The sequence below is a fragment of the Paracoccus zhouxuedongae genome (genome assembly GCF_041927815.1).
Classification (GTDB): domain Bacteria; phylum Pseudomonadota; class Alphaproteobacteria; order Rhodobacterales; family Rhodobacteraceae; genus Paracoccus.
Map to the genome: position 1 here is coordinate 200,211 of NZ_JBHFHM010000005.1, position 24,462 is coordinate 224,672.

Here is a 24,462-nt window from a genome sequence, read left to right on the forward strand (position 1 = left end):
CCCTGATCGCGCGCCAGCATCGCCAGCCGCGCGCGTCCCCGTCAATCCCCCGTCAGTTCCCGAGCGGCCGGAAACAGCGGTCGCGGCCATCGGCGGCAATCGTCGCCGCGCCATCCAGGATCTGCGCGGCGCGGCGGCGCAGGCTGGTATCGGGGCGGGCGGCGTTGCGATCCTTGGGGTTGGGCAGCACCGCCGCCAGCCGCGCCGCCTGCACCGCGCTCAGCCGGTCGGGCGTCGTCCCGAACAATTCGCGCGCGGCCACGTCGATGCCATAGATGCCGGGGCCGAACTCGGCCACGTTCAGATAGACCTCAAGGATGCGGCGCTTGGACCAGGTGGCTTCGATCAGCGGCGTCAGCCCTGCCTCCAGCGCCTTGCGGGGCCAGCTTCGGTCCTGCCACAGGAACACGTTCTTGGCCACCTGCTGCGTCAGCGTGGACGCCCCCCGGCTGGAACCCGAGGCGATGACCTTGCGGATCTCGGCCATGTCAAAGCCCCAATGGGCGCAGAAATTGGCGTCCTCGGCGGCCACGACCGACCGCGCCATCACCGGCGCGATGTCGGCCAAGGCCACCCAGTCGCGGTCATGGGTGGCGGCCGGATCGGTCAGGATCGTGTGTGTGGTCGGCGGGTTGATGATGGAAAACAAAAGCACCAGCCCGACGATCAGCGCCAAGGCCCACAGCACCATTCGCCGCAGCATCCGCAACGCGCGCAGGGTCAGCGGGGTCTTGGGTTCGGGTTCGTGAACACGCGCGCGGGCCATGGCCCCGATAAGCCACGACCGCCCGCGCGGGTCAAGGAAGCGCGCGCCTCAGCCTTCGCTTTGCGGGCCGCGATGCGCGTTCAGCACGCTGGCCCCGACCAGCGGGTGATCGCCAGTCGCCAGTTGCTCGCCCGCGACATGGTCGAAGGCGGCGCGCAGCTTGGCCTCATCATCGCCCGACAGCGAGGTTTTCAGCACCCGCCCGCGCTTGTGCAGCGATTCAAAGCGGTCCAGCACGCGGTCGGCGGTCATCTTGCGCAGCAGCACGAACACCGCGCCGCCACCGGGTTGCAGGCTTTGGCCGGCCTCACGCATGAAGTCGTCATTGATGCCGATGTCAGTGGCATAGCCCGACAGCGCCCCCGCACCGGCGCCGACCGCAGCGCCCAGGATCGGGTTCAGGAAGATCAGCCCGATCAGCGCGCCCCAGACGGTGCCGCCGACCGCACCCATGGCGGTGGTGTTGACGGCCTGATGCAGCTTCACCTCACCCTCGGGGCGGGTGACGACCACGACATCCTCCATCTCCAGCAGGTATTCCTTTTGCAGCGCGATCAGTTCGTCGCGCATCTGGAAGGCGGTGGCTTCGTCGTCAAAGGCGATGGCGATCAGATCAGACATGGCGGCTCTCCGGCAGGATGCAGGGTTTGAACCACAACGCCCGTGGCGCGGCCACGGTTCCGACAGCAAAACGGGCGCAGCCTGCGCCGCGCCCGTTCGCCAAGTCAAAGGCCGGATCAGCCTTTGCAATTGGCGTAAAGAACGTCTTCCTTGCCCTCGGTGATGGCCGTCAGCGTGGCCTCGGACCCGTCGGTGTCCAGGCGATACTTGTAATCGGGGCTGACCGGCTCATAGCTGGCGCCGGATGCGGTCACCACCTGCTTCATCGCGATCAGCTCATCCATGTCGTGAATGACGGCATAGGAATTGCCGGCCTCGGTGTTCAGGAACACAACATCCAGCACCTTGTTGCCGTCGCAGGCATATTTGGTGTTGTCTACGCTGTCGGCGGCCATGGCGGTCATCGGCGCGGCGATGGCCAGCGCGGCGATCAGGGTCAGTCGGGTCATGACGGTATCCTTTCCGGTCAGATGCGCGCAGCCTGACGCAAGACCGAGATCAGGGAAAGTCACGTCGCGGTGACTTTCCCCGATCGGCGGCGACCTGCCGGTTGGGCCCTTACTCCGCCGGCATGGCCTGCGGCTCGACCGTCAGCGGATGCGGGATATGGGCCAGCATTTCGCGCGGGCAGATCTGCACGAAATGGCCCCGCTCGACCTCCCAGTTTTGCAGGATGTCGTTGGCGCGGCGGCTGCCGGTCTCGGCCGCATGGCGTTCGATCAGGCCTTTCAACTGCGCCTCCCAATGGGGATGGGTGACGGGGTTGGTGACCAGCGATTCCATGTTCAGGTAACCGGGTGCCAGCCCGTCGGGATCATACAGATAGGCCATCCCGCCGGTCATCCCCGCGCCAAAGTTCGCGCCGATCCGGCCTAGGATCACCGCCACCCCGCCGGTCATGTATTCGCAGCCGTTCGACCCGCAGCCCTCGACCACCACCGATGCGCCGCTGTTGCGCACCGCAAAGCGCTCGCCCGCCCGGCCTGCCGCGAACAGCGTGCCGCCGGTCGCGCCATAAAGCACGGTATTGCCGATGATCGTGTTGTCGGCGGCGACCAGCGGGCTGCCCATCGGCGGCTTCACGACGATCAGACCGCCCGACAGGCCCTTGCCCACATAATCGTTGGCATCGCCCATCACCTCGATCTTCAGCCCCGGCGCGGCGAATGCGCCCAGCGACTGCCCGGCGCTGCCGGTCAGCTTGATCGTCAGGTGGTCGGGTTGCAGGCTGTTGCGCATCCCGAACTTCTGCACGATGTGGCTGGCCGCCCGCGTGCCGATGGTGCGATGCGTGTTGCGCACCGCATAGGACAGCTGCATCTTTTCGCCATCGGCAAAGAACCGCGCGCCATCGCGGATGATTTCGGCATCCAGCGTGTCGGGCACCGCATTGCGCGGCTTCTTGCGGTCATAGACGATCTTGTCCGCGCCATCGACGGTGATCAGCAGCGGGTTCAGGTCCAGATCGTCCAGATGCGCGGCACCCCGGCTGACCTGCGCCAGCAGATCGGCGCGGCCGATCACCTCATCCATCGAGCGCGCGCCCAGGCTGGCCAGGATTTCCCGCACCTCCTGCGCGTAGAAGGTGATCAGGTTCACCACCTTGTCGGCGCTGCCGGTGAACTTGTCGCGCAGCGCCGGATCCTGCGTGCAGACGCCCACCGGGCAGGTGTTCGACTGGCACTGGCGGACCATGATGCAGCCCATGGCGATCAGCGCGGCGGTGCCGATGCCGTATTCCTCGGCCCCCAGCATGGCGGCAATCACGATGTCGCGCCCGGTGCGCAACCCGCCGTCGGTGCGCAAGGTCACGCGATCCCGCAGCTTGTTCATCGCCAGCACCTGATGGGCCTCGGACAGGCCCATTTCCCACGGCAGGCCGGCGTGTTTGATGCTGGTCGCCGGGCTGGCCCCGGTGCCGCCGTTGTGGCCCGAGATCAGGATGATGTCGGCCTTGGCCTTGGCCACCCCCGCCGCGATGGTGCCAACGCCGCTGCTGGCCACCAGCTTCACGGTGATCTTGGCGCGCGGGTTGATCTGCTTCAGGTCATAGATCAGCTGCGCCAGATCCTCGATGCTGTAGATATCGTGGTGCGGCGGCGGCGAAATCAGCGTCACGCCCTTGGTCGAATGGCGCAGGCGCGCGATCAGTTCGGTGACTTTCATCCCCGGCAACTGGCCGCCCTCGCCGGGCTTGGCGCCCTGGGCCACCTTGATTTCCAGCTCCTCACAGGCGTTCAGATATTCGGCGGTCACGCCGAACCGACCGCTGGCCACCTGCTTGATCTTGGCACAGGGATTGTCGCCATTCGGCATCGCGTGCTGATGCGCCGGATCCTCGCCACCCTCGCCGCTGTCGGATTTCGCGCCGATGCGGTTCATGGCGATGTTCAGCGTCATATGCGCCTCGGGCGACAGCGCGCCAAGGCTCATGCCCGGCGTCACGAAGCGCTTGCGGATGCTGGTGATGCTTTCCACCTCATCCACCGGCACCGGCTTGCCAAGCGGCTTGAAGTCCAGCAGGTCGCGCAGATGGATCGGAGGCTGCGCGCGCATTGCGGCGCTATAGCGTTTCCACAGATCAAACGACGCCCGGTCGCAGGCCGATTGCAGCAGGTGCATGTTGGTCGCACCCCAGGCGTGGGTCTCGCCGGATTTGCGGGCCTTGTAGAAGCCGCCGATGGGCAGCACGTCCTGACCGCCCAGCCAGCCACGGGCATGGACATCCTCGATCTTGTGCTGGATGCCGTGCAGGCCGATGCCGGAAATGCGCGACTGCATACCGGGGAAGTATTCCGCCACCATGGCGCGCGACAGCCCCACCGCCTCGAAGTTCAGCCCACCCCGATAGGACGAGATGACCGAGATCCCCATCTTGGACATGATCTTCAACAGGCCCGCGTCGATGGCGTCGCGGTAACGGCGCATCGCGTCGATCAGGCTGCCCTCCAGCAGGCCGCGGGCGATGCGGTCGGCGATGGTGTCCTGCGCCAGATAGGGGTTCACCGTGGTCGCGCCGCAGCCGATCAGCACCGCGAAATAATGCGGGTCGATACATTCGGCGGACCGCACGTTCAGGCTGGTAAAGGTCCGCAGCCCCTTGCGCGTCAGCCAGCTATGCACCGCACTGGTGGCCAGGATCATCGGCATCGGCACCCGGCCCTCGGACTGCGCCACATCCGACAGCACCACATGCGCGGCGCCCGAGCGAACCGCGTCCTCGGCCTCGGCCCGGATGCGCGCCAGGCCTTCGCGCAGGGCCTCGGGTCCGGCTCCGGCGGGGAAGGTGCAGTCGATGATCGCCGCGTTCTGGCCGAACTGGCCGATCATCTCCTCATATTCGCCATTGGCGATGAAGGGGCTTTCCAGGATCAGGATTTCCGCCTGCGAACTGCTTTCATCCAGCACGTTTTTCAGGTTGCCGAACCGCGTTTTCAGCGACATCACCCGGCTTTCGCGCAGACTGTCGATGGGCGGGTTGGTGACCTGGCTGAAGTTCTGCCGGAAGAAATGGCTCAGCGGGCGGTATTGGTTCGACAGCACGGCGGGCGGCGTGTCGTCGCCCATGCTGGCCAAGGTTTCCTTGCCGTCCTCGGCCATCGGCATCAGGATCTGCTCGACCTCCTCGATGCTGTAGCCCGCCGCGATCTGGCGACGGCGCAGGTCGGCCCCTTCGTGCAGGGTCTTTTCCGGCAGGTGCTTCATCAGCGCATTCAGATCGACGACCTTTTCGATCCATTCGCCAAAGGGCTGGCTGGCCGACAGCCGGTCCTTGATGTCGCGGTCGTGATACAGACGCCCGTCCTTCATGTCGACGCAGATCATCTGGCCCGGCCCAAGCGCACCCTTTTCGCGGACGGACTGTTCGTCGACCGGCACCATGCCGACCTCGGAGCCGGCGATCAGCAGGCCGTCATGGGTCACGACATAGCGCATCGGGCGCAGGCCGTTGCGATCAAGCCCGCCGCAGACCCAGCGGCCATCGGTCATCGCCAGCGCGGCGGGGCCGTCCCACGGTTCCATGATGGCGTTGCAATAGGCATACATGTCGGCCCAGGCCTGCGGCATGTCGGTGGTGTTCTTCGACCAGGCCTCGGGCACCAGGATGGTCTTGGTCATCGGCGCGCTGCGGCCCGACCGCACCATCACCTCGAACACCGCATCCAGCGCGGCGCTGTCGGACGATCCTGCGGCGACGATCGGCTTGATATCCTCGGCCATCTCGCCAAATGCCGACGAGGCCATGCGGATTTCGTGCGATTTCAACCAGTTGAGGTTGCCCTTCAGGGTGTTGATCTCACCGTTATGGGCCAGCATGCGGAACGGCTGGGCCAGCCACCATTGCGGAAAGGTGTTGGTCGAATACCGCTGGTGATAGATCGCAAAGGCCGATTCAAACCGTTCGTCCTTCAGATCGGGGTAGAACTCGGCCACCTGTTCGGCCAGCATCATGCCCTTGTAGATGATCGACCGGCACGACAGGCTGCACAGATACAGCATCCCCACCTGCGCGGCGACGGCGGCGCGCTCGATGCGGCGGCGGATGATGTACAGCTCGCGTTCAAACTGTTCGTGGTCAATATCCTTTTCGCAGCGGATCAGGATCTGTTCGATCTCGGGGCGGGTGGCATTGGCCTTGTCGCCCAGAACGGCGGTGTTCACCGGCACATGGCGCCAGCCATAGATGTAATGGCCCATCCGCAGCACCTCGGATTCCACGATGGTGCGGCAGCGTTCCTGGGCGGCAAAGTCTGTGCGCGGCAGGAACACCTGACCGACGGCGATCAGCTTGTCCTGGACCGGCTCATGCCCGGTGCGGCGGACCTGATCGTAGAAGAACGGCACCGGGATCTGCACATGGATGCCCGCGCCATCGCCGGTCTTGCCATCGGCATCGACCGCGCCACGGTGCCAGACGGCCTTCAGCGCCTCGATGCCGTTTTCGACGACCCGGCGGCTGGGCTTGCCGTCGATGCTGACCACCAGCCCCACCCCGCACGAGGAATGTTCATCCTCGGGCTTCCACAGACCGCGTTCGGCCATGTCGGCGCGCAGCGCCTGCTGTTGTTGAACCCAAGCCTGGTCAAACTGCGTCATCTTCAAGCCTCCTGCACCGGCGCGGCCGCGCCGGGGTTACTGTGGGGCACCGGGTGGTGCGTCTCATACCAGCCGCGCGGCACGCCACCGGCGGCGCGGGCAATGTCGCGCACGCGGGCCAGGCGGCCTGCGGCGGCGGCGCGGACCATCGGGCGCAATTGCCCGCGCGATTTCAGGATTCCGGCAAGCCCGTGGCCCGCGCGCGGATAGATGAACTGAAAGACCGTCCCGCCCGCGGCAGGGAAGCGCCGCCAGTGCCAGGCCTCCTCGGGCTGATTGCCGTGCAGGATCACCACCTTGATGCCGCGCTCACGCAGGTCGGGCACTTCGGGGCAGGCCGACCAGTCGCTGATCTGGCTGCGATAGCGCATCCAGCGGCGCTCCTCGGGCACGCGCGCCGGATCGGCCGAGACCTGCGGCACAAAGCCCAGGATGAAGTCCGGGCGCATCAGCGCCCCCAGGTTCAGCGCCATGAAGGCACCCATCGAATTGCCCAAAAGCAGGATCGATTCGGCGCTGATGCGTGCCGCCATGTCGCGGATCAGATCGACGATCCGCTCGGCCAGGCCCGGCGCGGTCAGCCAGCTACGGCTGGCATCGGCCACGAACAGCACATGGTTCTGCCCGCCGTCGCTGGCGCTGTAAAAGAACTCGGGCGCGGGGACCGGATCCTGCGGCGTGCCGACGCCGGAAAACGCCACCACCAGCCGCCGGGTCAGCCCCGGCAGATAGCGCGCGAACAGCGGCGCTTCGGTGGGCAGGTCGGTCAGCGCCTCGGTCATCCGGCACCGCCGATGGGCGCGCCCGTCATCAGCAGATCGCAGTCATATTGCGGCTTGGCATCGCCGAAGCCGGGCTGGCCGGGGCGGGCAAAGCTGACCGGATCTTCGACCGATTGCACATCGGGCTGGCCCGGCGTGGTGGTGGTGTCGCGGCCGCCAAAGAACAGCCGTTCGGCGCGGTGGATGAATTGCTGGCCCCTGCGGCTGGACAGGATGTTGCCGTCGCCGTCCATCACGTCGATGGCAAAGCTGGTCACTTCCAGCGGTTCGCCGTCGATGACGCGGGTTTCGCCGGTCAGTTGGTCATGGCCGCGATAGCGCCGCAACTCGCCGTTGCTGCCGACCACGGCGAAGTCAAAATCGTCGCGGCCGGTGGCCAGCAGGCGGCTGAAGCTGGCATGGGAATGGGCGTCCGGCACCAGCCGCTCGGTCACGCCGGTGACGGGGCTGTAGCTTTCCATCCAGCGGGTTTCGGTGTCGATGCGGCTGACGTAGAACACGCCCTCGCGGTCGGCAAATGCGCTGTGGCGATCACCCGGCGCGTCGCCGTCGCAGCGATAGTAATTGGCGACGACGCAGCCCCGTCCCTGCATGGTCAGGTCCAGCGTGCAGCCTTCGGGCGGGGTAAAGCCGGCCGCGCCCGCCGCCACCGGCAGGGTCAGGACGGTCAAAAGGGGAAGGGTCAGTGCGATCCGCATCTTCATCCTTTCGTCACGCTTCGGGTCAGCAAGGCTGACCGATTAACCTACGGGTGTTGCGCCCGGATCGCTGCCTGCGTTCGCTGGCGTGATACGCAAAAGATACGCCAGAGATACGCAGACATGACGGCGATCATACGGCCGCAGCACAGCTTATTCGGCCGCCACCGCCTGCGCGCCGCCCAGATAGGTCAGCATCGCCGCCGCAGCCTCGCGCCCGTCGCGGATCGCCCAGACCACCAGGCTGGCGCCGCGCACGATGTCGCCCACGGCATAGACGCCCTCAAGGCTGGTCGCGTGGTGGCGGTCGGCCTTGATCGTGCCCCAGCGGGTGACGGCCAGTTCCGGCACGCCCCACAGGGTCGGCACGTCCTCGGGCTCGAACCCCAGGGCCTTGATGACCAGATCGGCACCTTCGTCGTAATCCGCACCCTCGATCAGTTCGGGGGCCTGACGACCGCTGACATCGGGCGCACCCAGGCGCATCTTCTGCACGCGCACGCTGGCCACGGGCGCATCGGCATCGGCGCCGTCGAACCCGGCGGGCAGGGTCAGCCAGACGAAATCGACGCCCTCCTCCTCGGCGTTCTGCACCTCGCGCTGCGAGCCGGGCATGTTGGCGCGGTCACGCCGATACAGGCATTTGACCGATTCCGCGCCCTGCCGAACGGCGGTGCGCACGCAGTCCATCGCGGTGTCGCCGCCGCCGATGACCACCACCCGCTTGCCCGCCGCGTTCAATTCGCCGCTGTCGAAATCCGGCACGTCATCGCCAAAGCTCTTGCGGTTGCTGGCGGTCAGATAGTCGATGGCGCGCACGATGCCGTTGCGGCCCGCGCCCGGCCCGTCCAGATCGCGGGTCTTGTAGACGCCGGTGGCGATCAGCACCGCATCGTGTTTGCCACGGATCGCGTCAAAGCTGATATCGGTGCCGACATTGCAGTTCAGCACGAATTGCACGCCCGATTGTTCAAGCTGCGACACGCGGTCCATCACCACGTCCTTTTCCAGCTTGAAGCCGGGGATGCCATAGGTCAGCAGCCCGCCCGCGCGGTCGTAGCGGTCATAGATCGTGACCTGCACACCGGCGCGGCGCAGCGCCTCGGCGGCGGCCAGACCGCCCGGACCGGCACCGATGATGCCGACGCTTTCGGCGCGTTCGATGGCGGGGGTGACCGGCTTGACCCAGCCGTTTTCCCAGGCGGTGTCGGTGATGTATTTCTCGATCGCGCCGATGGTGACGGTGCCATGGCCCGATTGTTCGATGACGCAATTGCCCTCGCACAGGCGGTCCTGCGGGCAGATGCGGCCGCAGATCTCGGGGAAGGTGTTGGTGGCCTGGCTGATCTCATAGGCCTCGCGCAGGCGGCCCTCGGCGGTCAGGCGCAGCCAGTCGGGGATGTTGTTGTGCAGCGGGCAGTGGTTCTGGCAATAGGGCACGCCGCATTGGCTGCACCGGCTGGCCTGTTCCTCGGCCTTCTGGGCTGCGAACTGTCGGTAAATCTCATGGAAATCATCTGCGCGTTCACTGGCCGCACGCTTTTCCGGCATCTGCCGGGGGGTGGCGACGAATTTCAGCATCTTTTGCGTGGCCATGGCTGCGCCTTCCGAAATCGGGACTGTTCGGACAGGTGCTATCGAATGCCGTTCAGAAATAAAAGTCAGCAATGCTGACGTTTATGCCAGATATTTTCGCCGCGCCGCCGGTTTTTCGGGCAAGGCGGCAAAAACAAGGTATCAAACCGGACCTACCCGACCAAAAGCGCGACCAGAACCACCGTTCCGACGATGATTCGCCACCAGCCGAACACCCCATAGCCATGCCGCGAGACATAGCCGAGCAGCCCCCGCACCACGATCGTCGCGGTGATGAAGGCGCAGACAAAGCCGATGGCAATGGTGCCCATGGCGGCGCTGTCCAGCACATCGCGGTTCTTCCAGAAGTCATAGACAAAGGCGCCCAGCATCGTGGGCATCGCCAGAAAGAACGAAAACTCGGCCGCCGCGCGCTTGCTGGCGCCCATGGCCAGCGCGCCCACGATGGTCGCGCCCGACCGCGACACGCCGGGGATCATCGCAAGGCACTGGATGAAGCCGATCGCCAGTGCCATCGGCAGCGGGAACCTTTCGGCATTGTCGTGGCGGGGCTGCAGCGGCATCCGGTCGACCACGACCAGCACGATACCCCCCAGGATCAGCATGATCGCGATCAGCATCGGCGTTTCAAACAGCACCGTCTTGATGAAATCATGCGCCAGAACGCCGATCACCACTGCCGGGGCAAAACCGATGATGATGCTGGCCAGGAAGTGCCGCGCCTGCGGGTCATGGCCCAGGCTGGCAAAGGTCTGCACGACCTTGCGGGCATAGACGCCGAACACCGCCAGGATCGCGCCAAGCTGGATCAGCACCTCGAATGCGCGGCCGGGGTTGTCGAAGCCCAGGAAGTGCCCGGCCAGCAGCACATGGCCGGTGGATGACACCGGGATGAACTCGGTCAGGCCCTCAAGCAGGCCCAGCAGCGCGGCGACGATGGTATCGGGCATGGCTTAATGCGACCGCAACTGACGCGCGGATTCCTTGATGTCGGCATATTGACCCGAGGGGCGGAAGCGCCACAGGTAATCCGGCGCCACGGCCTCGACCGCGGTGGGGGTGATGCCCAGATCGGCAAAGCCCCGCGCGTCGGGCGACACCACGTTGTCGGATTTCAGCAGATAGGCCTGTTCGCGGGTCAGGATGCGGTTGGTCAGCAGCCCGCCGGTCAGGAATTGCACCGCGTCCAGCACATTACCCATCAGCCCGCCAGCCCAGAACGGCAGGTTCACCACCAGCCGCTGCCTCTGGATCGTGTTCAGCATCTGCCTGATGGCCTGGCGCAGGGTCATCACCTCGGGGCCGCCCAGCTCATAGATGCCGGGCGCGGCCTCGCCCACGGCGGCCTTGACGGCAGCTTGTGCGACGTCATCCACCCAGACCGGCTGGAACCGGGTGTTGCCGCCGACCAGCGGCAGCACCGGGCCAAAGCGGGTCATGGTGGCGAACTTGTTCAGGAACTGATCCTCGACCCCGAAGATGACCGAGGGCCGCAGGATCACCGCATCCGGGCGGTGTTTCAGCACGGCTTGCTCGCCGTCCCATTTGCTGCGCGCATAGGCGGCCAGGCTATCGCCATTCGCGCCGATGGCCGAGATGTGGACGATCCGCGCCACGCCCGCCGCCGCCGACAACCGGGCAACGCGCTCGGCGCCCTCGATCTGGACGGCGGGAAAGCTGTTGCGCCCCTCGCGCACCAGGATGCCGACGCAGTTGATCACGGCATCCGCGCCGGTCATCGCGGCGGCGACGCTGGCATCATCGCGGATGTTGCACAGGATCGGTTCGACCTGCCCCACGGCGCCATAGGGGCGCACGAAGCCGGCCTCGTCCGGGCGGCGAACGGCCACGCGCACGCGCCAGCCCAACCGCGCCATGCGCCGCGCGACATAGCGCCCCACAAAGCCCGAGCCACCATAGATCGTCACCAGCTTGGACATGGCCTTACCCCTCATCTGCTGCGCCCCCGTGATAGTCGCTGCCGGGTGTCGGGGCAAGCGCGTCCGGCAGCCCCGCCCGCCATTGCGACGGAGTTTTGCCCGTCACCCGCAGAAATTCGCGGTTGAAGTTCGACTTGGTGGCAAAGCCGCTGTCCAGCATCGTCCGCGTCACATCGGCCCCCTGCGCCAGCAGACCGCAGGCATGGCGGATGCGAAAGCCGTTCACATGGCGGCTGACATTGCCGCCGGTCTGACGGTTGATCGCCGCTGACAGCGCCTTGACCGGAACATGCAGCCGCCGCGCCAGCCGGGTCAGCGTCAGATCGGAGTCGGCCCACAGCGCCTCATCGGTCAGCAACGCATTCAGGCGATCCACCAGGGCGCGGTCCTGATCCGTAGGGGCGACGGCATCGCCCGCCGCATCGGTCGGCGCATCACCGGGCGGATCGACGTCAGGCGACAGCGCCAGAACGCCCAAAGTCAGCAGGCTGGCCGAGGTGGTGATCGCGATGATCCACGGCACCGCAGCCCTGACCCCTGCAAGGATCGCCCCGGCAATCACCAGATCGGACAGCGCCGACAGCACCAGGATCGCCGCGATGGTGCGCCAGATCCGCACGGCGCCTGCCTCGGCCCCCAGCGACAGGCGCGGCAGATCGCGCCCGGTCTGGCGCCAGATCGCCACGGCGCAACCCAGGTAAAGCGCGGGGATCAGCGGCTCGGCCAGGGCCACGGGCGCGCCGGGCAGCATCAGCACCGCCACCGCAAGCGGCACAGCCAGATGCGGGGTCATGTCGCGTGCGGGCCTGCCCAGGGCCGTGACGGACAGGCTGGCCCAGGCCAGCGCTGGAACCATGGCCGCCGTCACAGGTTGCAGCGCGCGCATCCAGCCGATGCCCCAATGCTGTGCGCCCGCGACCAGTCCCGACTGAAGCGCAACCAGCGCCACCAGCGGCACGAGGCCCCGTCCCGGCCCCTCGCGTTGCCAAAGCCGCAGCAGCAGGAACATCAGCACAAGCGCGGCAAAGGCGGGAATCGGCAGGCTGGGCATGGCGTCTCCTTCTTTGGGGTCGGTTTAGACCTGAAACCGGTTCCGCGCGTCCTGAAACCGATTTCAGGACGCCAAAGTCGTGCAACGGGTGGCAGGGGGATGACCGGCAACAGAAAGGATCTGCCATGAAACGCATGATGATGACCGCCCTTTGCGCCACCCTGATCGCCGGGGGTGCAAACGCCGCCGACCTGCCCGGCTATGACCGGCTGGACATACCCGCCGCCCATCGTGGCGCACTTATTGCCGGGTCGATCTGGTATCCGGCCGGTAGCCGCACCTACCCTGGGCTGATCGGTGACAACCCGGTCTTTCACGGCACGCAAGCGATGGTCGGGGCCGGGCTTACCGAAGGGCAACGCCCGCTGGTGGTGATCTCGCACGGCTCGGGCGGCAATATGGATGGGCTGGGCTGGCTGGCCGAAGGGCTGGTGGCGCGTGGCGCGATGGTGCTGGGGCTGAACCACCCCGGCAGCACCTCGGGCGACAGCTCGCCGCGGCGGTCGGTGCTGCTGCATGACCGCGCCGCCGACATTCGGGCGGCGCTGGACGCGGCACTGGCCGATCCGACCTTCGGCCCGCATGTCGACCCGGCGCGAATCAGCATCCTGGGCTTTTCGCTGGGCGGGGCCACGGCGCTGAACATCGCGGGGGCGCGGATGGACCGGACCGCGTACACCGCCTATTGCGACAGTCACCCCGAGGCCCAAGATTGCGCGTTTCTGGCCAAGGGCGGCGTCGATCTGACCACCCTGCCCCCGGAATGGGAAAGCGACATGCGCGATCCGCGCATCGGTGCCGTCATCGGTGTCGATCCGGCCTTCGGCTTTGGCATGACTGACGAAAGCCTGCGCGCCATCGACATGCCGACGCTGCTGCTGTCGCTGGGTCAGCCGTTGCTGGCGGTGGACCCGCAGGCCAGCGGCCTGTTGGCGAACCTGCCCAGGGCGCAGCAGATCACCCTGCCCGATACCGATCATTTCGGCTTTCTGGGCCTGTGTAAGCCCGACGGCCCCGCCCTGCTGCGGGATGAGGGCGAAGACCCGATCTGCGATCAGGCCCCCGGCTTCGACCGCGCCGCGACCCATGCCCAGGCGGTCGACGCCATCGCCGATTTCCTGGCGCTTTGACCCGATCGCGGTGCGCGCGAAAAAATCGTCGCGCGCCCCGTTGACACCCCCGGTGCCCCGCGATACATCGCCCTCTACCAAACCGGCCCAGATGGCGGAATTGGTAGACGCGCACGGTTCAGGTCCGTGTGCCGCAAGGCGTGGAGGTTCGAGTCCTCTTCTGGGCACCAAAAACCCCGGCTTCAGGCAACTGAAGCCGGGGTTTTTGTTTGGCACGGGGCGATGCGACACACTGGCAAAATCCGGTGCAACACGCCACATAGGGGTCCGAAAGGATGCCACATGACCCATCACCTTTACCAGAATGACCTGCCCGACGGGCTGGACCTTGGTCCGGTCGTCGCCATCGACACCGAAACGATGGGTCTTGACCCGCGCCGGGATCGGCTGTGCCTGGTGCAACTGTCCTCGGGCGATGGCAACGCGCATCTGGTGCAGATCGCCCTGGGTCAGACCCGTGCGCCCAATCTGGAACGGCTGCTGGCCGATCCCACGGTGCTGAAGCTGTTCCACTTTGGCCGCTTCGACATCGCCGCGCTGCACCGCGCCTTCGGCGTGGTCACGGCACCGGTCTGGTGCACCAAGATCGCCTCGAAAATGGTGCGCACCTATACCGACCGGCACGGGCTGAAGTATCTGTTGCAGGAACTGGTCGGGGTCGACATTTCAAAGATGCAGCAGACTTCGGACTGGGGCGCGGCGGATCTGACGGCGGCACAACTGGATTACGCGGCATCCGATGTGCTGTATCTGCACCGGCTGCGCGACGTGCTGTCCGAACGCCTTGCGCGTGAGGGGCGGACAGCCCTGGCGCAGGCGACATTCGACTTCCTGCCGACCCGCGCGGTGCTGGATCTGATGGGCTGGGACGATACCAATGACATCTTCCACCACTGATTTCCTGGTCACCGCCCGCCGCGTCATCGGGATCGAGGCCGACGCCCTGACCCGCCTGTCGGCCAGCCTGGGCGACAGTTTCGCCCGCGCGGTCGATACGATCCTGGCCGCCAAGGGCCGGGTGATCGTGTCCGGCATGGGAAAGTCGGGCCATATCGGGCGCAAGATCGCGGCGACGCTGGCCAGCACCGGCACGCCCGCGCAATATGTCCATCCGGGCGAGGCCAGCCACGGCGATCTGGGCATGGTCACGCCTGCCGATGTGGTGCTGGTGCTGTCGAACTCGGGCGAGACGCCGGAACTGTCGGACATCGTGGCCCATACCCGGCGGTTCCAGATCCCGCTGATCGGGGTGGCGTCGCGCGAAGGTTCGACCCTGCTGCGGCAATCGGATGTGGCGATCCTGCTGCCCGCCGCGCCCGAGGCCTGCGGCACCGGCGTGGTGCCGACCACCTCGACCACGATGACGCTGGCCTTGGGTGATGCCCTGGCGGTGGCGCTGATGGAACATCGCGCCTTCTCGCCCGAGGATTTCCGCACCTTCCATCCCGGCGGCAAGCTGGGCGCGCGGCTGTCGAAAGTGGCTGATCTGATGCACCGCGACATGCCCTTGGTGTCTGAGGATACGCCGATGCCCGATGCCCTGCTGGCGATCAGTCAAAAGGGTTTCGGCGTGGTCGGTGTCACCGATGCGGCGGGGCGGCTGACCGGGATCATCACCGATGGCGATTTGCGGCGGCATATGGACGGGCTTTTGTCGCATACCGCCGCGCAGGTGATGACCCGCGCGCCGCGCAGCATCGCCCCGCAGGCCCTGGCCGAGGCCGCCGTGGGGCTGATGAACGACCGCAAGATCACCTGCCTGTTCGCCATCGACCCTGACGGCGATGGCCGCCCCGAGGGCATCTTGCACATCCATGATTGCCTGCGCGCCGGGGTGGTGTGATGGGCGGGCGCGCCCCCGATCTGCAAAAGCCGGATCCGCGCGCCCGCGCGCAGGGGGCGTTCTGCGCCAGCCGCACCCGGATGGTGAATGCGCTGAAAGTGGCGCTGCCGCTGGCCGCTTTGGCGGTGCTGTCGACGATGTTCCTGATCTCGGACAAGGCCGATCCCGATGCCGCCCTGCCCTATGCCCAGGTCGATGTCGACAAGATGACCCGCGAACCGCGCCTGGGGCGGCCCACCTATTCCGGCACCACGGCGGACGGCAGTGCGGTTGTGCTGTCGGCCAGCAATGCGTTGCCGGGGGCGGATGGTGCGGTCAGCGCGCAGGCGCTGAACCTGCGGCTGACCACGCCGCAGGGGCTGATCGCGCATGTGCTGGCCGATCAGGGCGGCGTCGATGCCGGCGGTCGGCAGATCGAACTGGCGGGCGGGGTGCGGCTGTCGACCTCGACCGGGTATAGCCTTGCGACCCAATCGATGACCGCCAGCACCACCGATTCGCGGCTGACCGCGCCCGGCACCGTCACCGCGACCGCGCCCTTTGGCCGCCTGACCGCCGGGGCGATGACGCTGCACGGCGGGGAAACTGGCGCGCATGTTCTTGATTTCACCGGCGGCGTGCGCCTGATATATCAGCCCCAGCAGGAGTGACCGATGCCCATGATCCCGAACGCCGCCGCGACCGCCCTGATCCTGGCGCTGATGGCGCTGCCGCAGGCGCTTGCCGCGCAGCAGGCCGTGGCCTTTGGCGGGGTGCGCGCCAACACCTCGGCCCCGGTCGAGGTTTCGGCCGACAGCCTGTCGGTCGATCAGGCCAGCGGCGCCGCGACCTTCAGTGGCAATGTGGTGATCGGCCAGGGCCAGATGCGGCTGTCGGCCACCAGCGTTCGGGTGGAATATGGCGACAAGGGCCAGTCGCAGATCCGCCGCCTGCATGCCACCGGCAAGGTTACGCTGGTCAGCGGGCCGGATGCCGCCGAAGCCGATGAGGCCGTGTATGAGGTCGACAGCGGTCAGGTCACGCTGACCGGCAATGTCATGCTGGCGCAGGGCCAGAACGTGCTGTCGGGCAACCGCATGGTGGTTGATCTGAAAACCGGATCGGCCAGCGTCGATGGCCGCGTGCGGTCGATCCTGCAACCCGGCGGCAACTGATGACGCCCGCCGCCGCATCCGGCCTGTCGATCCGCGGCCTGCGCAAAAGCTATCGCAACCGCCCGGTGATCCGCGACGTCTCGCTGGATCTGGCGCGGGGCGAGGTGGTGGCGCTGTTGGGTCCGAACGGCTCGGGCAAGACCACCTGCTTTTACAACATCGCCGGTCTGATCACCCCCGACGCGGGCCAGGTCATCATCGACGGCACCGACGCCACCGCCCTGCCGATGTTCCGCCGCGCGCGTCTGGGCATCGGCTATCTGCCGCAAGAGGTGTCGATTTTTCGCGGCCTCTCGGTCGAGGACAACATCATGGCGGTGCTGGAAATCTGGATTCCCGACCGCCACAAGCGCCGCGAACGGCTTGAGGAATTGCTGGGCGATTTTTCCATCGAACACCTGCGTGGCGCGCCCGCACTGGCGCTGTCCGGCGGCGAACGTCGCCGCGCCGAGATCGCCCGCTGCCTGGCCGCCGACCCGCGCTATCTCTTGCTGGACGAACCCTTCGCCGGGGTCGACCCGATCGCCGTGGGCGAGATCCGCGCCCTGGTCCATGACCTGAAATCGCGCGGCATCGGGGTGCTGATCACCGATCACAACGTGCGCGAAACGCTGGGCATCGTCGACCGCGCCTATATCCTTCACGATGGCCGCGTCTTGATGAGCGGGACCACCGATCAGGTCATCGCCAATGACGATGTGCGCCGCGTCTATCTGGGCGATACCTTCCAGGTCGGCTGACGCGCGCCTCCGCCGATCCGCACAACTCGCCGTTGACAAGCCGGGCCGATACAGCGCCAAATGAAGGCAATGACCGAGCACGGAAAACAACCGCAGGCGTTCCGATTCACAACCGATCCGGTGTTGCCCCGCCTGTCCCGTTCCATCTTTTCACCCCGGCCGACGGGCGCCCGATACCGGGCGCGCGTGGGCCAGTTTCACCCGAAAGGAGCCGTCCATGCGCTATCAGATCAGCGGAAAACAGATTGACATCGGTGATGCCCTGCAAACCCATGTCCGCACCGAACTGGACGAGACTGTCGGCAAATATTCCCAGCGTCCCACCGATGCGATCGTCACGTTTTCCAAGAACGCGCATGAGTTCGTCTGCGAGGCGAGCGTGCATCTGTCCACTGGTCTGAACGTCACCGCGCGCGGCCATGCCTCGGAAGTTTACGCCGCCTTTGAATCCTGCCGCGAAAAGATGGACAAGCAGATGCGCCGCCACAAGCGGCGGCTGAAGGATCATTCCCGCGATCGCGCCACCCCGGTTGAATATGCCAGCGCACCGCACTATGTGCTGGCCGCACAGGATGACGATGATGACCACGCCGGTTCCGACAGCACCGCGCCCGTCATCGTTGCCGAGATGGAAGCAAAGGTGCAAACCCTGTCAGTGGGGGAAGCGGTGATGCAGATGGAGCTGGCAAACCTGCCGCTGCTGGTGTTCCGCAATGAAAAACATGGCGGCGTGAACGTCGTGCATCGCCGTGAAGACGGCAATGTCGGCTGGATCGACCCGCGCAACCTGGCCTGACCCGCGCCGCGGCGGGCGGCCCCTGGAAGGATCGTCATGCAACTGTCCCATCTGTTGAAACCGGCCGCCGTCAAGGTGCTGGGGCAATGCACCAGCAAGAAGCGGATGTTTCAGGATCTGGGTGAGATTGCCCATGCCGTCTACGGGCTGCCCGCCGCCGAGATCATCGACGCGCTTCAGGAACGCGAAAGCCTGGGGCCGACCGGCGTGGGGCACGGCGTCGCCCTGCCCCATGCGCGGCTGCACGGGCTGTCGGCGGTGTCGGGGGTGTTCATCCGGCTGGACAAGCCGATGGATTTCGATGCCGTCGACCGCCAGCCGGTCGATCTGATCTTTGCGCTGCTGGCGCCCTCCAGCACCGGGGTCGACCACCTGAAGGCGCTTGCCTTGGTCTCGCGCACCCTGCGCAGCCCCGAGATCCGCACCAAGCTGCGCGCCAATGCCGATCCGGCGGCGCTGCATGCCGTGCTGACCGGCGCGGCAGGGATTCAGGCGGCGTAAGGCCGCGCTACCACCCGCGACGTCCGAACAGCGCGTGCAGCCGGGCCTGTGCCCAGCCGGGCGTGGCTTTGGAGGCCGCGTCGGGCGTGGCCATCACCTGCCGCGCCACGAGCCAGGCGATCACGGCAAAAACGATCCCGCCCAGAGCCTGCCCGATCAACACCCCCGCCGCACCCATCGTCCAAGCGCCGATCACCGCCAGCGGCCAGGTGCCGATGGTGTGACGGCCCCAGTTGATCGCGGTGGAATACAGCGGCCGCCCCAGATTGTTGAAACTGGCATTGGCGACGAAGATGACGCCGTTGAAGAACATCAGCCCCGCCAGCGGCCCGCAGAACAGATAGATCAGGGCGCGGGTCAGGCCCTCGGCCTCGAACAGGTCGGACAGGGGCGCGCGCAGCACGAACAGGATCAGGCTGACCGCCGCGACATAAGCGGCGGTGAACACCAGCCCGGCGGCAAAGGCGGCGCGCACCCGGTCGGCGCGGCCCGCGCCCGCGTTCTGGCCGATGATCGGGCCAATCGCGCCCGACAGCGCAAAGATCACCGCAAAAGCCACCGGCGTCAGCCGCCCGATCACCGCCATCGCGGCGACGGCATCGGTGCCGAACCGCGCCAACTCGCGGGTGACGATGGCATTGCCCACGGGCGTCGCGATATTGGTCAGCACCGCTGGCAAAGCGATGGCGTTGATCGCGCGCAGGTCGGGCCTCAGCCCCGCCAGCGAGGGGCGCGCGAAGGCGTCATGCACCTGCACCGCCGGGCGCAGCGACAACGCCAGCATGGTCAGCCGCGCCAGCACCGTCGCCACCGCCGCGCCATCCAGCCCCAGCCCCAGGGCAAAGATGAAGATCGGGTCCAGCACCGCATTGACGATGCCGCCATACAGCGTCGCCATCATCGACCGGCGCGCGTCGCCATGGGCACGCAGCACCGCCATCGCCGTCATCGCCACGGCAACAGCCGCCATCGTCGGCAGGATGATGATGACATAGCGCGCCGCCAGCCGTGCCACCTCGCCCTCGGCCCCCAGCGCGCGCAGGATCGCCGTCAGGTTCGGCAGGATCAGCACCGGCAGCACCAGCCCGGTCAGCGCCGCCAGCATCGCCACATTGGTCGCCTGCCGCCGCGCATCACCGGGCCGCCCCGCGCCAAGCGCGCGCGCGACCAGCGATCCGGCGGCGATCGACAGGCCGATGTTCACCGCATTGGTAAAGAACAGCAGCGTCCCGGCATAGCCGACCGCCGCCGCCAGGGCGTGATTGCCCAGCATGGCGATGAACACCATGTCGACGAAATCGACCGCGAACATCGCCATCAGCCCGATGCTGGCGGTCAGCGACATGCGCACGACATGGCCCATCAGCGGGCCGTTCAGGAAAACAGGTGAATCGCTCATCACAGGCCCCTTTGGCCGCCGCGCGGCCCTGCCGCCTGTCATAGGCCCAGACCGGGGCGCGGTCAAAGGCGCCTAAGCCCGGCGATAGGTGGCGTTGGTCAGCCGCACCTTGGAATAAAAGCCCAGCTCGGGGTCGGTCTGGTCGCCCAGCTCCAGCACGCCGGTCACATGGATCGGGATGTTGAAGGCGATCACGGTAACGGTGCGGCGGGCATAGACCGCCAGGATGTCATCGGGCCAGGGCATCCCCGGTTCGCAGAACGGGCAGACGGCCATCGGGCGGTTGGTCAGCACGAAAAACACCGAATCCGCCTTCAGCGGCGGTGCCATGAACCCGGCCACGGTCAGGGTCTTGCCTTGCGCGGCAAGGGCGCGGTCGGAAAAGGTCAGATCCTTGTTATACAAATCGCGCAGCCGGATCGGCGTGTCGGCCTCGGCGCGCAGAAGGCCGGGCGCCATCATCAGCGGGGCCATGGCCAGCAGGCGGCGGCGGTTCATGGGCAGTCCTTTCACGACGAACGGGCCGGGGATACCCCGGCCCGCTGCGATGATGGTCAGGTCACTCGGCGGTGACGGCGTGGTTCATCACATGGAAGATGACGTTCTGTTCGATCACACCGCCGAACAGATGCGCCCAGGGGCCGCGTGCAAAGACTGCGACATCCTCGCCCGAATGGGTTTCCGAGCTCATCGGGATCAGCGCCTGTTGCAGGTAATCGACATCGGTCGCCTGTTCCTCGGTCACCACCGGGCGGCCTTCGGGCGCGGCGAACAGCGGCGTGGCCTCGGCGGTCATGCCCGACATGCCGCCCATGCCATCCATGCCCGACATGCCAGCCATGCCTTCGGCGGCGGGCTGCTCGACCAGAACCGAACCGGCGCCGTTCAGGAAACCGGCGACGGTATAGGGCTTGCCATCAGCACCCAGGTTCGGCTTGCCGTTATGTTCGACGCCCTGCTCGTTCTCCTCCATGCACAGGCCCAGGATGTTGGACCCACGGCCGCAATAGCCGTTGAAGGTGATCGCATGTTCATGGTCGGCGGTGACGATGATCAGCGTGTCCTCGGGTTTGGTCATCTCCATCGCCTTGGCGATCGCATCGGCAAAGGCCTTGCCGTCCGACAGGGTGCGCGCCAGGTTGCCATCGTGGTTGGCATGATCGACCCGGCCCGCCTCGATGTTCAGATAAAAGCCGTTGTCATTCGACGACAGCGTCTTGATCGCGGCCTCGGTCATTTCGGCCAGCGACGGCTCACCGGTCCGGTCGACCTCATATTTCATGTGGCTGGCCCCGAACAGGCCCAGGATCGGGGCGTTGTTGCCCGCCGTGCTCAGCGCGGCGAAATCCTGATCGCCGAACACCACCTGCGCGCCCGCCGCCTGCGCCTCTTCGATAAGGTTGCGGCCGTCGGTGCGCTTGCCTTCCTTGTCCTCGACATCCTTGGTGCCCTTGGGCAGGAAATGCGCGCGCCCGCCGCCCAGGGCCAGGTCGATCACGCCGGCCTTCATCTGGTCGATCAGCTGATCGGCAATGTCTTTCTGATCGCAGCCCTCGGGCAGGGCCGAGTTGTCCTCATAATCGCGGTTCACGGTGCGGGCATAGACCGCCGCCGGGGTCGCATGGGTGATCCGCGCGGTCGAGATGACGCCGACCGATTTGCCCATGCCGTTGACGATCTCGGCAAAGGTCTTGGTCCCGGCATTCGCACCGGCGGCGCAATCGCCGACATTGACCGTATCCAGAATGTTGATCATGTCGTTCTTGGTCTTGATGCCGCTGTTCATCGCGGCGGCGGTCGGCGCGCTGTCCGGCGTCTGCCCGTTCGAGGAATAGGTCTTGACCAGCGCGAGATGCGGGAAGGTTTCCTGCGGCTGCACATAGTCATCGCCCAGACCGCCCGCCTGCTGGCCGCTGAACAGCCGGATCGCATAGTTGGTGCCGACGCCGTTGCCATCGGCGGTGAACAGGATGACGTTCTTGGCGCGGCTGGTGATCGGGGCCACGGCCAGACGCTCGGTGATGGTGGCCTGACCGGCCTTGAACCAGTCGCTGCCGGCCTGCGGCAGGTCTTCGGCATGGGCGGCGGTGGCCAGGCACAGCGCCGCGGCGGTGCCAAACAGGATGCGAATCATGGCGGTTCCTCTGCGAAGGGGTGGTTTCGGCCCAAGCCCTAGCGGCAGCGCGCGACGAAATTGTAACGCGGTGCTAAAGTTTCGTGACAATCGTAGCGCCAAGATCTTGAATATGTTAGATTATTACACGCTGCGCCTGCCATGAAACGGTTACATCCCGCGCGCTATGACAGGGGCAGGATGACAGCGACCCCAACCACCCCCGATCTGCGGATCGACAACCTGACCTGCGATGCCGACAGTGGGCGGCGGCTGCTGGCGGTGCCGCATCTGCATCTGGCGCCGGGGCAGGCGGTGGTGCTGCGCGGGCCTTCGGGTGCAGGCAAATCCACGCTGCTGGCGGCGATGGCAGGGCTGATTCCGGTGGGTGGGCGCGTTGAATGGGGCGGGCATGACATCGCCGCCCTGCCCGACGCCGGTCGCGCCGCCTTTCGCCGCGACCATATCGGCCTGGTGTTCCAGGATCCGCTGCTGTTCGAGGAATTGACCGCGCTGGACAATGCCGCCCTGCCCGCGCTTTACGCGGCGCGCGCGGCGCGGGCGGCGATCCGGGCGCGGGCGGCGGATGGGCTGGCGCGGTTGGGCATCGCCGATCCGCACCGCCCCACCGCCAGCTTTTCCGGGGGTGAGCGTCAGCGCATCGCCATGGCCCGCGCCCTGGCCTGCGATCCGCCAATCCTGCTGGCGGATGAACCGACCGCCAGCCTGGACCGTGACCACGCCGACCGACTGACCGCCGATCTGCTGGTGCTCGCGCGCGACCGGGGACGGATGCTGGTCGTCGTCAGCCATGACCCCGCGCTGCACCGGGCTGCGGACCGGCTGATCGACCTGGCCGATGGCCGTATCGTGGGGGACAGCCATGGCTGATCTATGGGCCGCCCTTCCCAATCTGGCGCAGGATCTGCTGCTGCTGGCGGCGCTGCTGGCCCCGGCCATGGTGATCGGCGCCCTGGTGCTGCGCGGCTATCGCATCGCCCCGCTGCTGGCCGGGCTGATCCGGCGGCAGGGCTGGATCAGCGCGACCTTTGTGGCGCTGATCGCCGTGTCGGTGGGCATCGGCACCGGGTTGATCGCCCAAGAACGCGGGCTGCGCGCCGGCACCGCACGCGCCGCCGACCGCTTCGATCTGGTCATCGCGCGGCCCGGCAGCGACATCACCGCGATGCTGGCCGCCGTCTATCTGCAAGCCAGCGACATGGCGCTGATCGACGGGCCGACCTGGGATGCGATCGCCCGCCATCCCAACACCCTGCTGGCCGCGCCCATCGGCTTTGGCGACAGCTATCACGGCGCGCCGGTGGTCGGCACCACCGCGGAACTGGCCGCGCATCTGTCCGGCCCGCTGGCCGAGGGTCGTGCCTTCGCCACCGAATCCGAGGCCATCGCCGGTGCCGACGTCCCCCTGGCCATCGGTACCAGCTTCACCCCCGCCCATGGCATCGGCCACGACGCCGAGGATCACGCGCATGAGGGCAGCGATCTGACCGTCACCGGCCGCATGGCGCGCACCGGCACGCCCTGGGATCGCGCCCTGTTGGTCCCCATCGAAACGCTGTGGGAAATGCACGCCTTGCCCAATGGCCATGGCCCCGGTTGGGATGGGCGGCTTGGCCCGCCTTTTGATCCGGCGGCGTTTCCCGGCACCCCGGCGGTTGTCGTGCAGGCCGACAGCCTGGCCGCGACCTATGGCCTTCAGGCGCAGTTCAGCACCGATCAGACGATGGCGTTTTTCCCTGGCACGGTGCTGGCGCGGCTGCACGGGCTGATGGGCGATGTGCGTCAGGCAATGTCGGTGCTGGCCCTGGTGACGCAGGTGCTGGTGACCGTCGCGGTGCTGGCAGGGCTGATGCTGCTGACCCGGCTGATCGCGCGACGGCTGGCGCTGCTGCGGGGCCTGGGCGCGCCGGCGCGGTTCGTCTTTGCGCTGACCTGGGGCTATGCCGTGGCGCTGATCGCGGCGGGGGCGGTGCTCGGGCTTGGCCTGGGGCTGCTGGCGGCGCGGGTCATCGCCGCCGTCATCAGCGCCCGCACCGACATCCACCTGGACGCCGGCCTGGGCTGGCCCGAGGCGCATCTGGTCGCCGGCTTCGTCAGCCTGGCGGCCCTGCTGGCGCTGCTGCCTGCGCTGCTGACGATGCGGCGCCCGGTGCTGGCCGACCTGCGCGCCTGAGGCGCGGGCGTTGCCTCAGCCGCGATAATGCCCGACAGTCG

23 protein-coding genes and 1 tRNA gene are annotated in these 24,462 nt (G+C 66.9%); 11 read left to right on the forward strand and 13 right to left on the reverse strand.

The genetic code is table 11. From position 1 onward, the window contains the following. Positions 1 to 52: 52 nt before the first annotated feature. From mtgA to ACEYYA_RS08285, 10 genes are all read right to left on the reverse strand, one after another. Positions 53 to 766 (reverse strand): monofunctional biosynthetic peptidoglycan transglycosylase, encoded by a 714-nt coding sequence (gene mtgA, locus ACEYYA_RS08240; RefSeq protein WP_374799486.1) that lies wholly within the window; start codon positions 764 to 766, stop codon positions 53 to 55. Positions 767 to 814: 48 nt separating this feature from the next. Then, positions 815 to 1,387, reverse strand: a complete 573-nt coding sequence (locus ACEYYA_RS08245; RefSeq protein WP_374799488.1) for a DUF1269 domain-containing protein — start codon at positions 1,385 to 1,387, stop codon at positions 815 to 817. A 116-nt stretch (positions 1,388 to 1,503) separates the two neighbouring features. Next, the gene (locus ACEYYA_RS08250; RefSeq protein WP_374799491.1) at positions 1,504 to 1,836 is read right to left on the reverse strand and encodes an MliC family protein; all 333 of its coding nucleotides are present in this window, start codon (positions 1,834 to 1,836) and stop codon (positions 1,504 to 1,506) included. 109 nt (positions 1,837 to 1,945) lie between these two features. Next, positions 1,946 to 6,484: a glutamate synthase large subunit gene (gene gltB, locus ACEYYA_RS08255; RefSeq protein WP_374799493.1), complete on the reverse strand. Its 4,539-nt coding sequence runs from the start codon at positions 6,482 to 6,484 to the stop codon at positions 1,946 to 1,948. Between the two features lie 2 nt (positions 6,485 to 6,486). Then, positions 6,487 to 7,266, reverse strand: coding sequence for an alpha/beta hydrolase (locus tag ACEYYA_RS08260; RefSeq protein ID WP_374799495.1), 780 nt, complete (start codon positions 7,264 to 7,266; stop codon positions 6,487 to 6,489). Continuing rightward, positions 7,263 to 7,964: a hypothetical protein gene (locus tag ACEYYA_RS08265; RefSeq protein WP_374799497.1), complete on the reverse strand. Its 702-nt coding sequence runs from the start codon at positions 7,962 to 7,964 to the stop codon at positions 7,263 to 7,265. The genes ACEYYA_RS08260 and ACEYYA_RS08265 overlap by 4 nt, the downstream gene beginning before the upstream one ends. Before the next feature lie 153 nt (positions 7,965 to 8,117). Then, on the reverse strand, positions 8,118 to 9,560 hold the full coding sequence (locus ACEYYA_RS08270; RefSeq protein ID WP_374799499.1) for an NAD(P)-dependent oxidoreductase: 1,443 nt from the start codon (positions 9,558 to 9,560) through the stop codon (positions 8,118 to 8,120). A gap of 152 nt (positions 9,561 to 9,712) precedes the next feature. Beyond that, on the reverse strand, positions 9,713 to 10,510 hold the full coding sequence (locus ACEYYA_RS08275; RefSeq protein WP_374799501.1) for an undecaprenyl-diphosphate phosphatase: 798 nt from the start codon (positions 10,508 to 10,510) through the stop codon (positions 9,713 to 9,715). A 3-nt stretch (positions 10,511 to 10,513) separates the two neighbouring features. Beyond that, on the reverse strand, positions 10,514 to 11,500 hold the full coding sequence (locus ACEYYA_RS08280; RefSeq protein WP_374799503.1) for a complex I NDUFA9 subunit family protein: 987 nt from the start codon (positions 11,498 to 11,500) through the stop codon (positions 10,514 to 10,516). A 4-nt stretch (positions 11,501 to 11,504) separates the two neighbouring features. Further along, positions 11,505 to 12,551, reverse strand: coding sequence for a helix-turn-helix domain-containing protein (locus ACEYYA_RS08285; protein ID WP_374799505.1), 1,047 nt, complete (start codon positions 12,549 to 12,551; stop codon positions 11,505 to 11,507). Between the two features lie 125 nt (positions 12,552 to 12,676). On the opposite strand from ACEYYA_RS08285, the gene ACEYYA_RS08290 reads away from it, so the two are divergent. The 9 genes from ACEYYA_RS08290 (at position 12,677) to ACEYYA_RS08330 (ending at position 18,715) form a co-directional block, all read left to right on the forward strand. Further along, positions 12,677 to 13,681 (forward strand): alpha/beta hydrolase family protein, encoded by a 1,005-nt coding sequence (locus ACEYYA_RS08290; RefSeq protein ID WP_374799507.1) that lies wholly within the window; start codon positions 12,677 to 12,679, stop codon positions 13,679 to 13,681. An 85-nt stretch (positions 13,682 to 13,766) separates the two neighbouring features. Beyond that, positions 13,767 to 13,851, forward strand: a tRNA-Leu gene (locus ACEYYA_RS08295). Positions 13,852 to 13,963: 112 nt separating this feature from the next. Then, on the forward strand, positions 13,964 to 14,578 hold the full coding sequence (locus tag ACEYYA_RS08300; RefSeq protein ID WP_374799509.1) for a ribonuclease D: 615 nt from the start codon (positions 13,964 to 13,966) through the stop codon (positions 14,576 to 14,578). Further along, entirely contained in the window at positions 14,559 to 15,524 is a 966-nt protein-coding gene (locus ACEYYA_RS08305; RefSeq protein WP_374799511.1) for a KpsF/GutQ family sugar-phosphate isomerase, read from the forward strand. The genes ACEYYA_RS08300 and ACEYYA_RS08305 overlap by 20 nt, the downstream gene beginning before the upstream one ends. Next, entirely contained in the window at positions 15,524 to 16,174 is a 651-nt protein-coding gene (lptC, locus tag ACEYYA_RS08310) for an LPS export ABC transporter periplasmic protein LptC (RefSeq protein WP_374799513.1), read from the forward strand. Before ACEYYA_RS08305 ends, lptC begins: the two co-directional genes overlap by 1 nt. A gap of 3 nt (positions 16,175 to 16,177) precedes the next feature. Then, on the forward strand, positions 16,178 to 16,678 hold the full coding sequence (gene lptA, locus ACEYYA_RS08315) for a lipopolysaccharide transport periplasmic protein LptA (RefSeq protein WP_374799515.1): 501 nt from the start codon (positions 16,178 to 16,180) through the stop codon (positions 16,676 to 16,678). Next, positions 16,678 to 17,418 (forward strand): LPS export ABC transporter ATP-binding protein, encoded by a 741-nt coding sequence (gene lptB, locus ACEYYA_RS08320; RefSeq protein ID WP_374799517.1) that lies wholly within the window; start codon positions 16,678 to 16,680, stop codon positions 17,416 to 17,418. The genes lptA and lptB overlap by 1 nt, the downstream gene beginning before the upstream one ends. Before the next feature lie 217 nt (positions 17,419 to 17,635). Next, entirely contained in the window at positions 17,636 to 18,214 is a 579-nt protein-coding gene (gene hpf / locus ACEYYA_RS08325; RefSeq protein ID WP_374799519.1) for a ribosome hibernation-promoting factor, HPF/YfiA family, read from the forward strand. Between the two features lie 36 nt (positions 18,215 to 18,250). Further along, positions 18,251 to 18,715: a PTS sugar transporter subunit IIA gene (locus ACEYYA_RS08330; protein ID WP_374799521.1), complete on the forward strand. Its 465-nt coding sequence runs from the start codon at positions 18,251 to 18,253 to the stop codon at positions 18,713 to 18,715. A 7-nt stretch (positions 18,716 to 18,722) separates the two neighbouring features. Here ACEYYA_RS08330 and ACEYYA_RS08335 read toward each other — a convergent pair whose 3' ends face one another. From ACEYYA_RS08335 to ACEYYA_RS08345, 3 genes are all read right to left on the reverse strand, one after another. After that, the gene (locus tag ACEYYA_RS08335) at positions 18,723 to 20,114 is read right to left on the reverse strand and encodes an MATE family efflux transporter (protein WP_374799523.1); all 1,392 of its coding nucleotides are present in this window, start codon (positions 20,112 to 20,114) and stop codon (positions 18,723 to 18,725) included. Positions 20,115 to 20,186: 72 nt separating this feature from the next. Further along, positions 20,187 to 20,612, reverse strand: coding sequence for a hypothetical protein (locus ACEYYA_RS08340; RefSeq protein ID WP_374799525.1), 426 nt, complete (start codon positions 20,610 to 20,612; stop codon positions 20,187 to 20,189). A 61-nt stretch (positions 20,613 to 20,673) separates the two neighbouring features. Continuing rightward, a complete protein-coding gene (locus ACEYYA_RS08345; protein WP_374799527.1) occupies positions 20,674 to 22,248 on the reverse strand; it encodes an alkaline phosphatase in 1,575 nt (524 codons plus the stop codon). A 180-nt stretch (positions 22,249 to 22,428) separates the two neighbouring features. On the opposite strand from ACEYYA_RS08345, the gene ACEYYA_RS08350 reads away from it, so the two are divergent. Further along, the gene (locus tag ACEYYA_RS08350; protein ID WP_374799529.1) at positions 22,429 to 23,118 is read left to right on the forward strand and encodes an ABC transporter ATP-binding protein; all 690 of its coding nucleotides are present in this window, start codon (positions 22,429 to 22,431) and stop codon (positions 23,116 to 23,118) included. Next, positions 23,111 to 24,421 carry an ABC transporter permease gene (locus tag ACEYYA_RS08355; protein ID WP_374799531.1) on the forward strand — a complete coding sequence of 437 codons (1,311 nt, stop codon included), beginning with the start codon at positions 23,111 to 23,113 and terminating at the stop codon, positions 24,419 to 24,421. Before ACEYYA_RS08350 ends, ACEYYA_RS08355 begins: the two co-directional genes overlap by 8 nt. Positions 24,422 to 24,462: the final 41 nt, after the last annotated feature.

Bases quoted from the DNA above. Each gene is read 5' to 3' on its own strand.
- mtgA (WP_374799486.1), bottom strand. From the start codon at position 766: ATGGCCCGCGCGCGTGTTCACGAACCCGAACCCAAGACCCCGCTGACC.
- ACEYYA_RS08245 (WP_374799488.1), bottom strand. From the start codon at position 1,387: ATGTCTGATCTGATCGCCATCGCCTTTGACGACGAAGCCACCGCCTTC.
- ACEYYA_RS08250 (WP_374799491.1), bottom strand. From the start codon at position 1,836: ATGACCCGACTGACCCTGATCGCCGCGCTGGCCATCGCCGCGCCGATG.
- gltB (WP_374799493.1), bottom strand. From the start codon at position 6,484: ATGACGCAGTTTGACCAGGCTTGGGTTCAACAACAGCAGGCGCTGCGC.
- ACEYYA_RS08260 (WP_374799495.1), bottom strand. From the start codon at position 7,266: ATGACCGAGGCGCTGACCGACCTGCCCACCGAAGCGCCGCTGTTCGCG.
- ACEYYA_RS08265 (WP_374799497.1), bottom strand. From the start codon at position 7,964: ATGCGGATCGCACTGACCCTTCCCCTTTTGACCGTCCTGACCCTGCCG.
- ACEYYA_RS08270 (WP_374799499.1), bottom strand. From the start codon at position 9,560: ATGGCCACGCAAAAGATGCTGAAATTCGTCGCCACCCCCCGGCAGATG.
- ACEYYA_RS08275 (WP_374799501.1), bottom strand. From the start codon at position 10,510: ATGCCCGATACCATCGTCGCCGCGCTGCTGGGCCTGCTTGAGGGCCTG.
- ACEYYA_RS08280 (WP_374799503.1), bottom strand. From the start codon at position 11,500: ATGTCCAAGCTGGTGACGATCTATGGTGGCTCGGGCTTTGTGGGGCGC.
- ACEYYA_RS08285 (WP_374799505.1), bottom strand. From the start codon at position 12,551: ATGCCCAGCCTGCCGATTCCCGCCTTTGCCGCGCTTGTGCTGATGTTC.
- ACEYYA_RS08290 (WP_374799507.1), top strand. From the start codon at position 12,677: ATGAAACGCATGATGATGACCGCCCTTTGCGCCACCCTGATCGCCGGG.
- ACEYYA_RS08300 (WP_374799509.1), top strand. From the start codon at position 13,964: ATGACCCATCACCTTTACCAGAATGACCTGCCCGACGGGCTGGACCTT.
- ACEYYA_RS08305 (WP_374799511.1), top strand. From the start codon at position 14,559: ATGACATCTTCCACCACTGATTTCCTGGTCACCGCCCGCCGCGTCATC.
- lptC (WP_374799513.1), top strand. From the start codon at position 15,524: ATGGGCGGGCGCGCCCCCGATCTGCAAAAGCCGGATCCGCGCGCCCGC.
- lptA (WP_374799515.1), top strand. From the start codon at position 16,178: ATGCCCATGATCCCGAACGCCGCCGCGACCGCCCTGATCCTGGCGCTG.
- lptB (WP_374799517.1), top strand. From the start codon at position 16,678: ATGACGCCCGCCGCCGCATCCGGCCTGTCGATCCGCGGCCTGCGCAAA.
- hpf (WP_374799519.1), top strand. From the start codon at position 17,636: ATGCGCTATCAGATCAGCGGAAAACAGATTGACATCGGTGATGCCCTG.
- ACEYYA_RS08330 (WP_374799521.1), top strand. From the start codon at position 18,251: ATGCAACTGTCCCATCTGTTGAAACCGGCCGCCGTCAAGGTGCTGGGG.
- ACEYYA_RS08335 (WP_374799523.1), bottom strand. From the start codon at position 20,114: ATGAGCGATTCACCTGTTTTCCTGAACGGCCCGCTGATGGGCCATGTC.
- ACEYYA_RS08340 (WP_374799525.1), bottom strand. From the start codon at position 20,612: ATGAACCGCCGCCGCCTGCTGGCCATGGCCCCGCTGATGATGGCGCCC.
- ACEYYA_RS08345 (WP_374799527.1), bottom strand. From the start codon at position 22,248: ATGATTCGCATCCTGTTTGGCACCGCCGCGGCGCTGTGCCTGGCCACC.
- ACEYYA_RS08350 (WP_374799529.1), top strand. From the start codon at position 22,429: ATGACAGCGACCCCAACCACCCCCGATCTGCGGATCGACAACCTGACC.
- ACEYYA_RS08355 (WP_374799531.1), top strand. From the start codon at position 23,111: ATGGCTGATCTATGGGCCGCCCTTCCCAATCTGGCGCAGGATCTGCTG.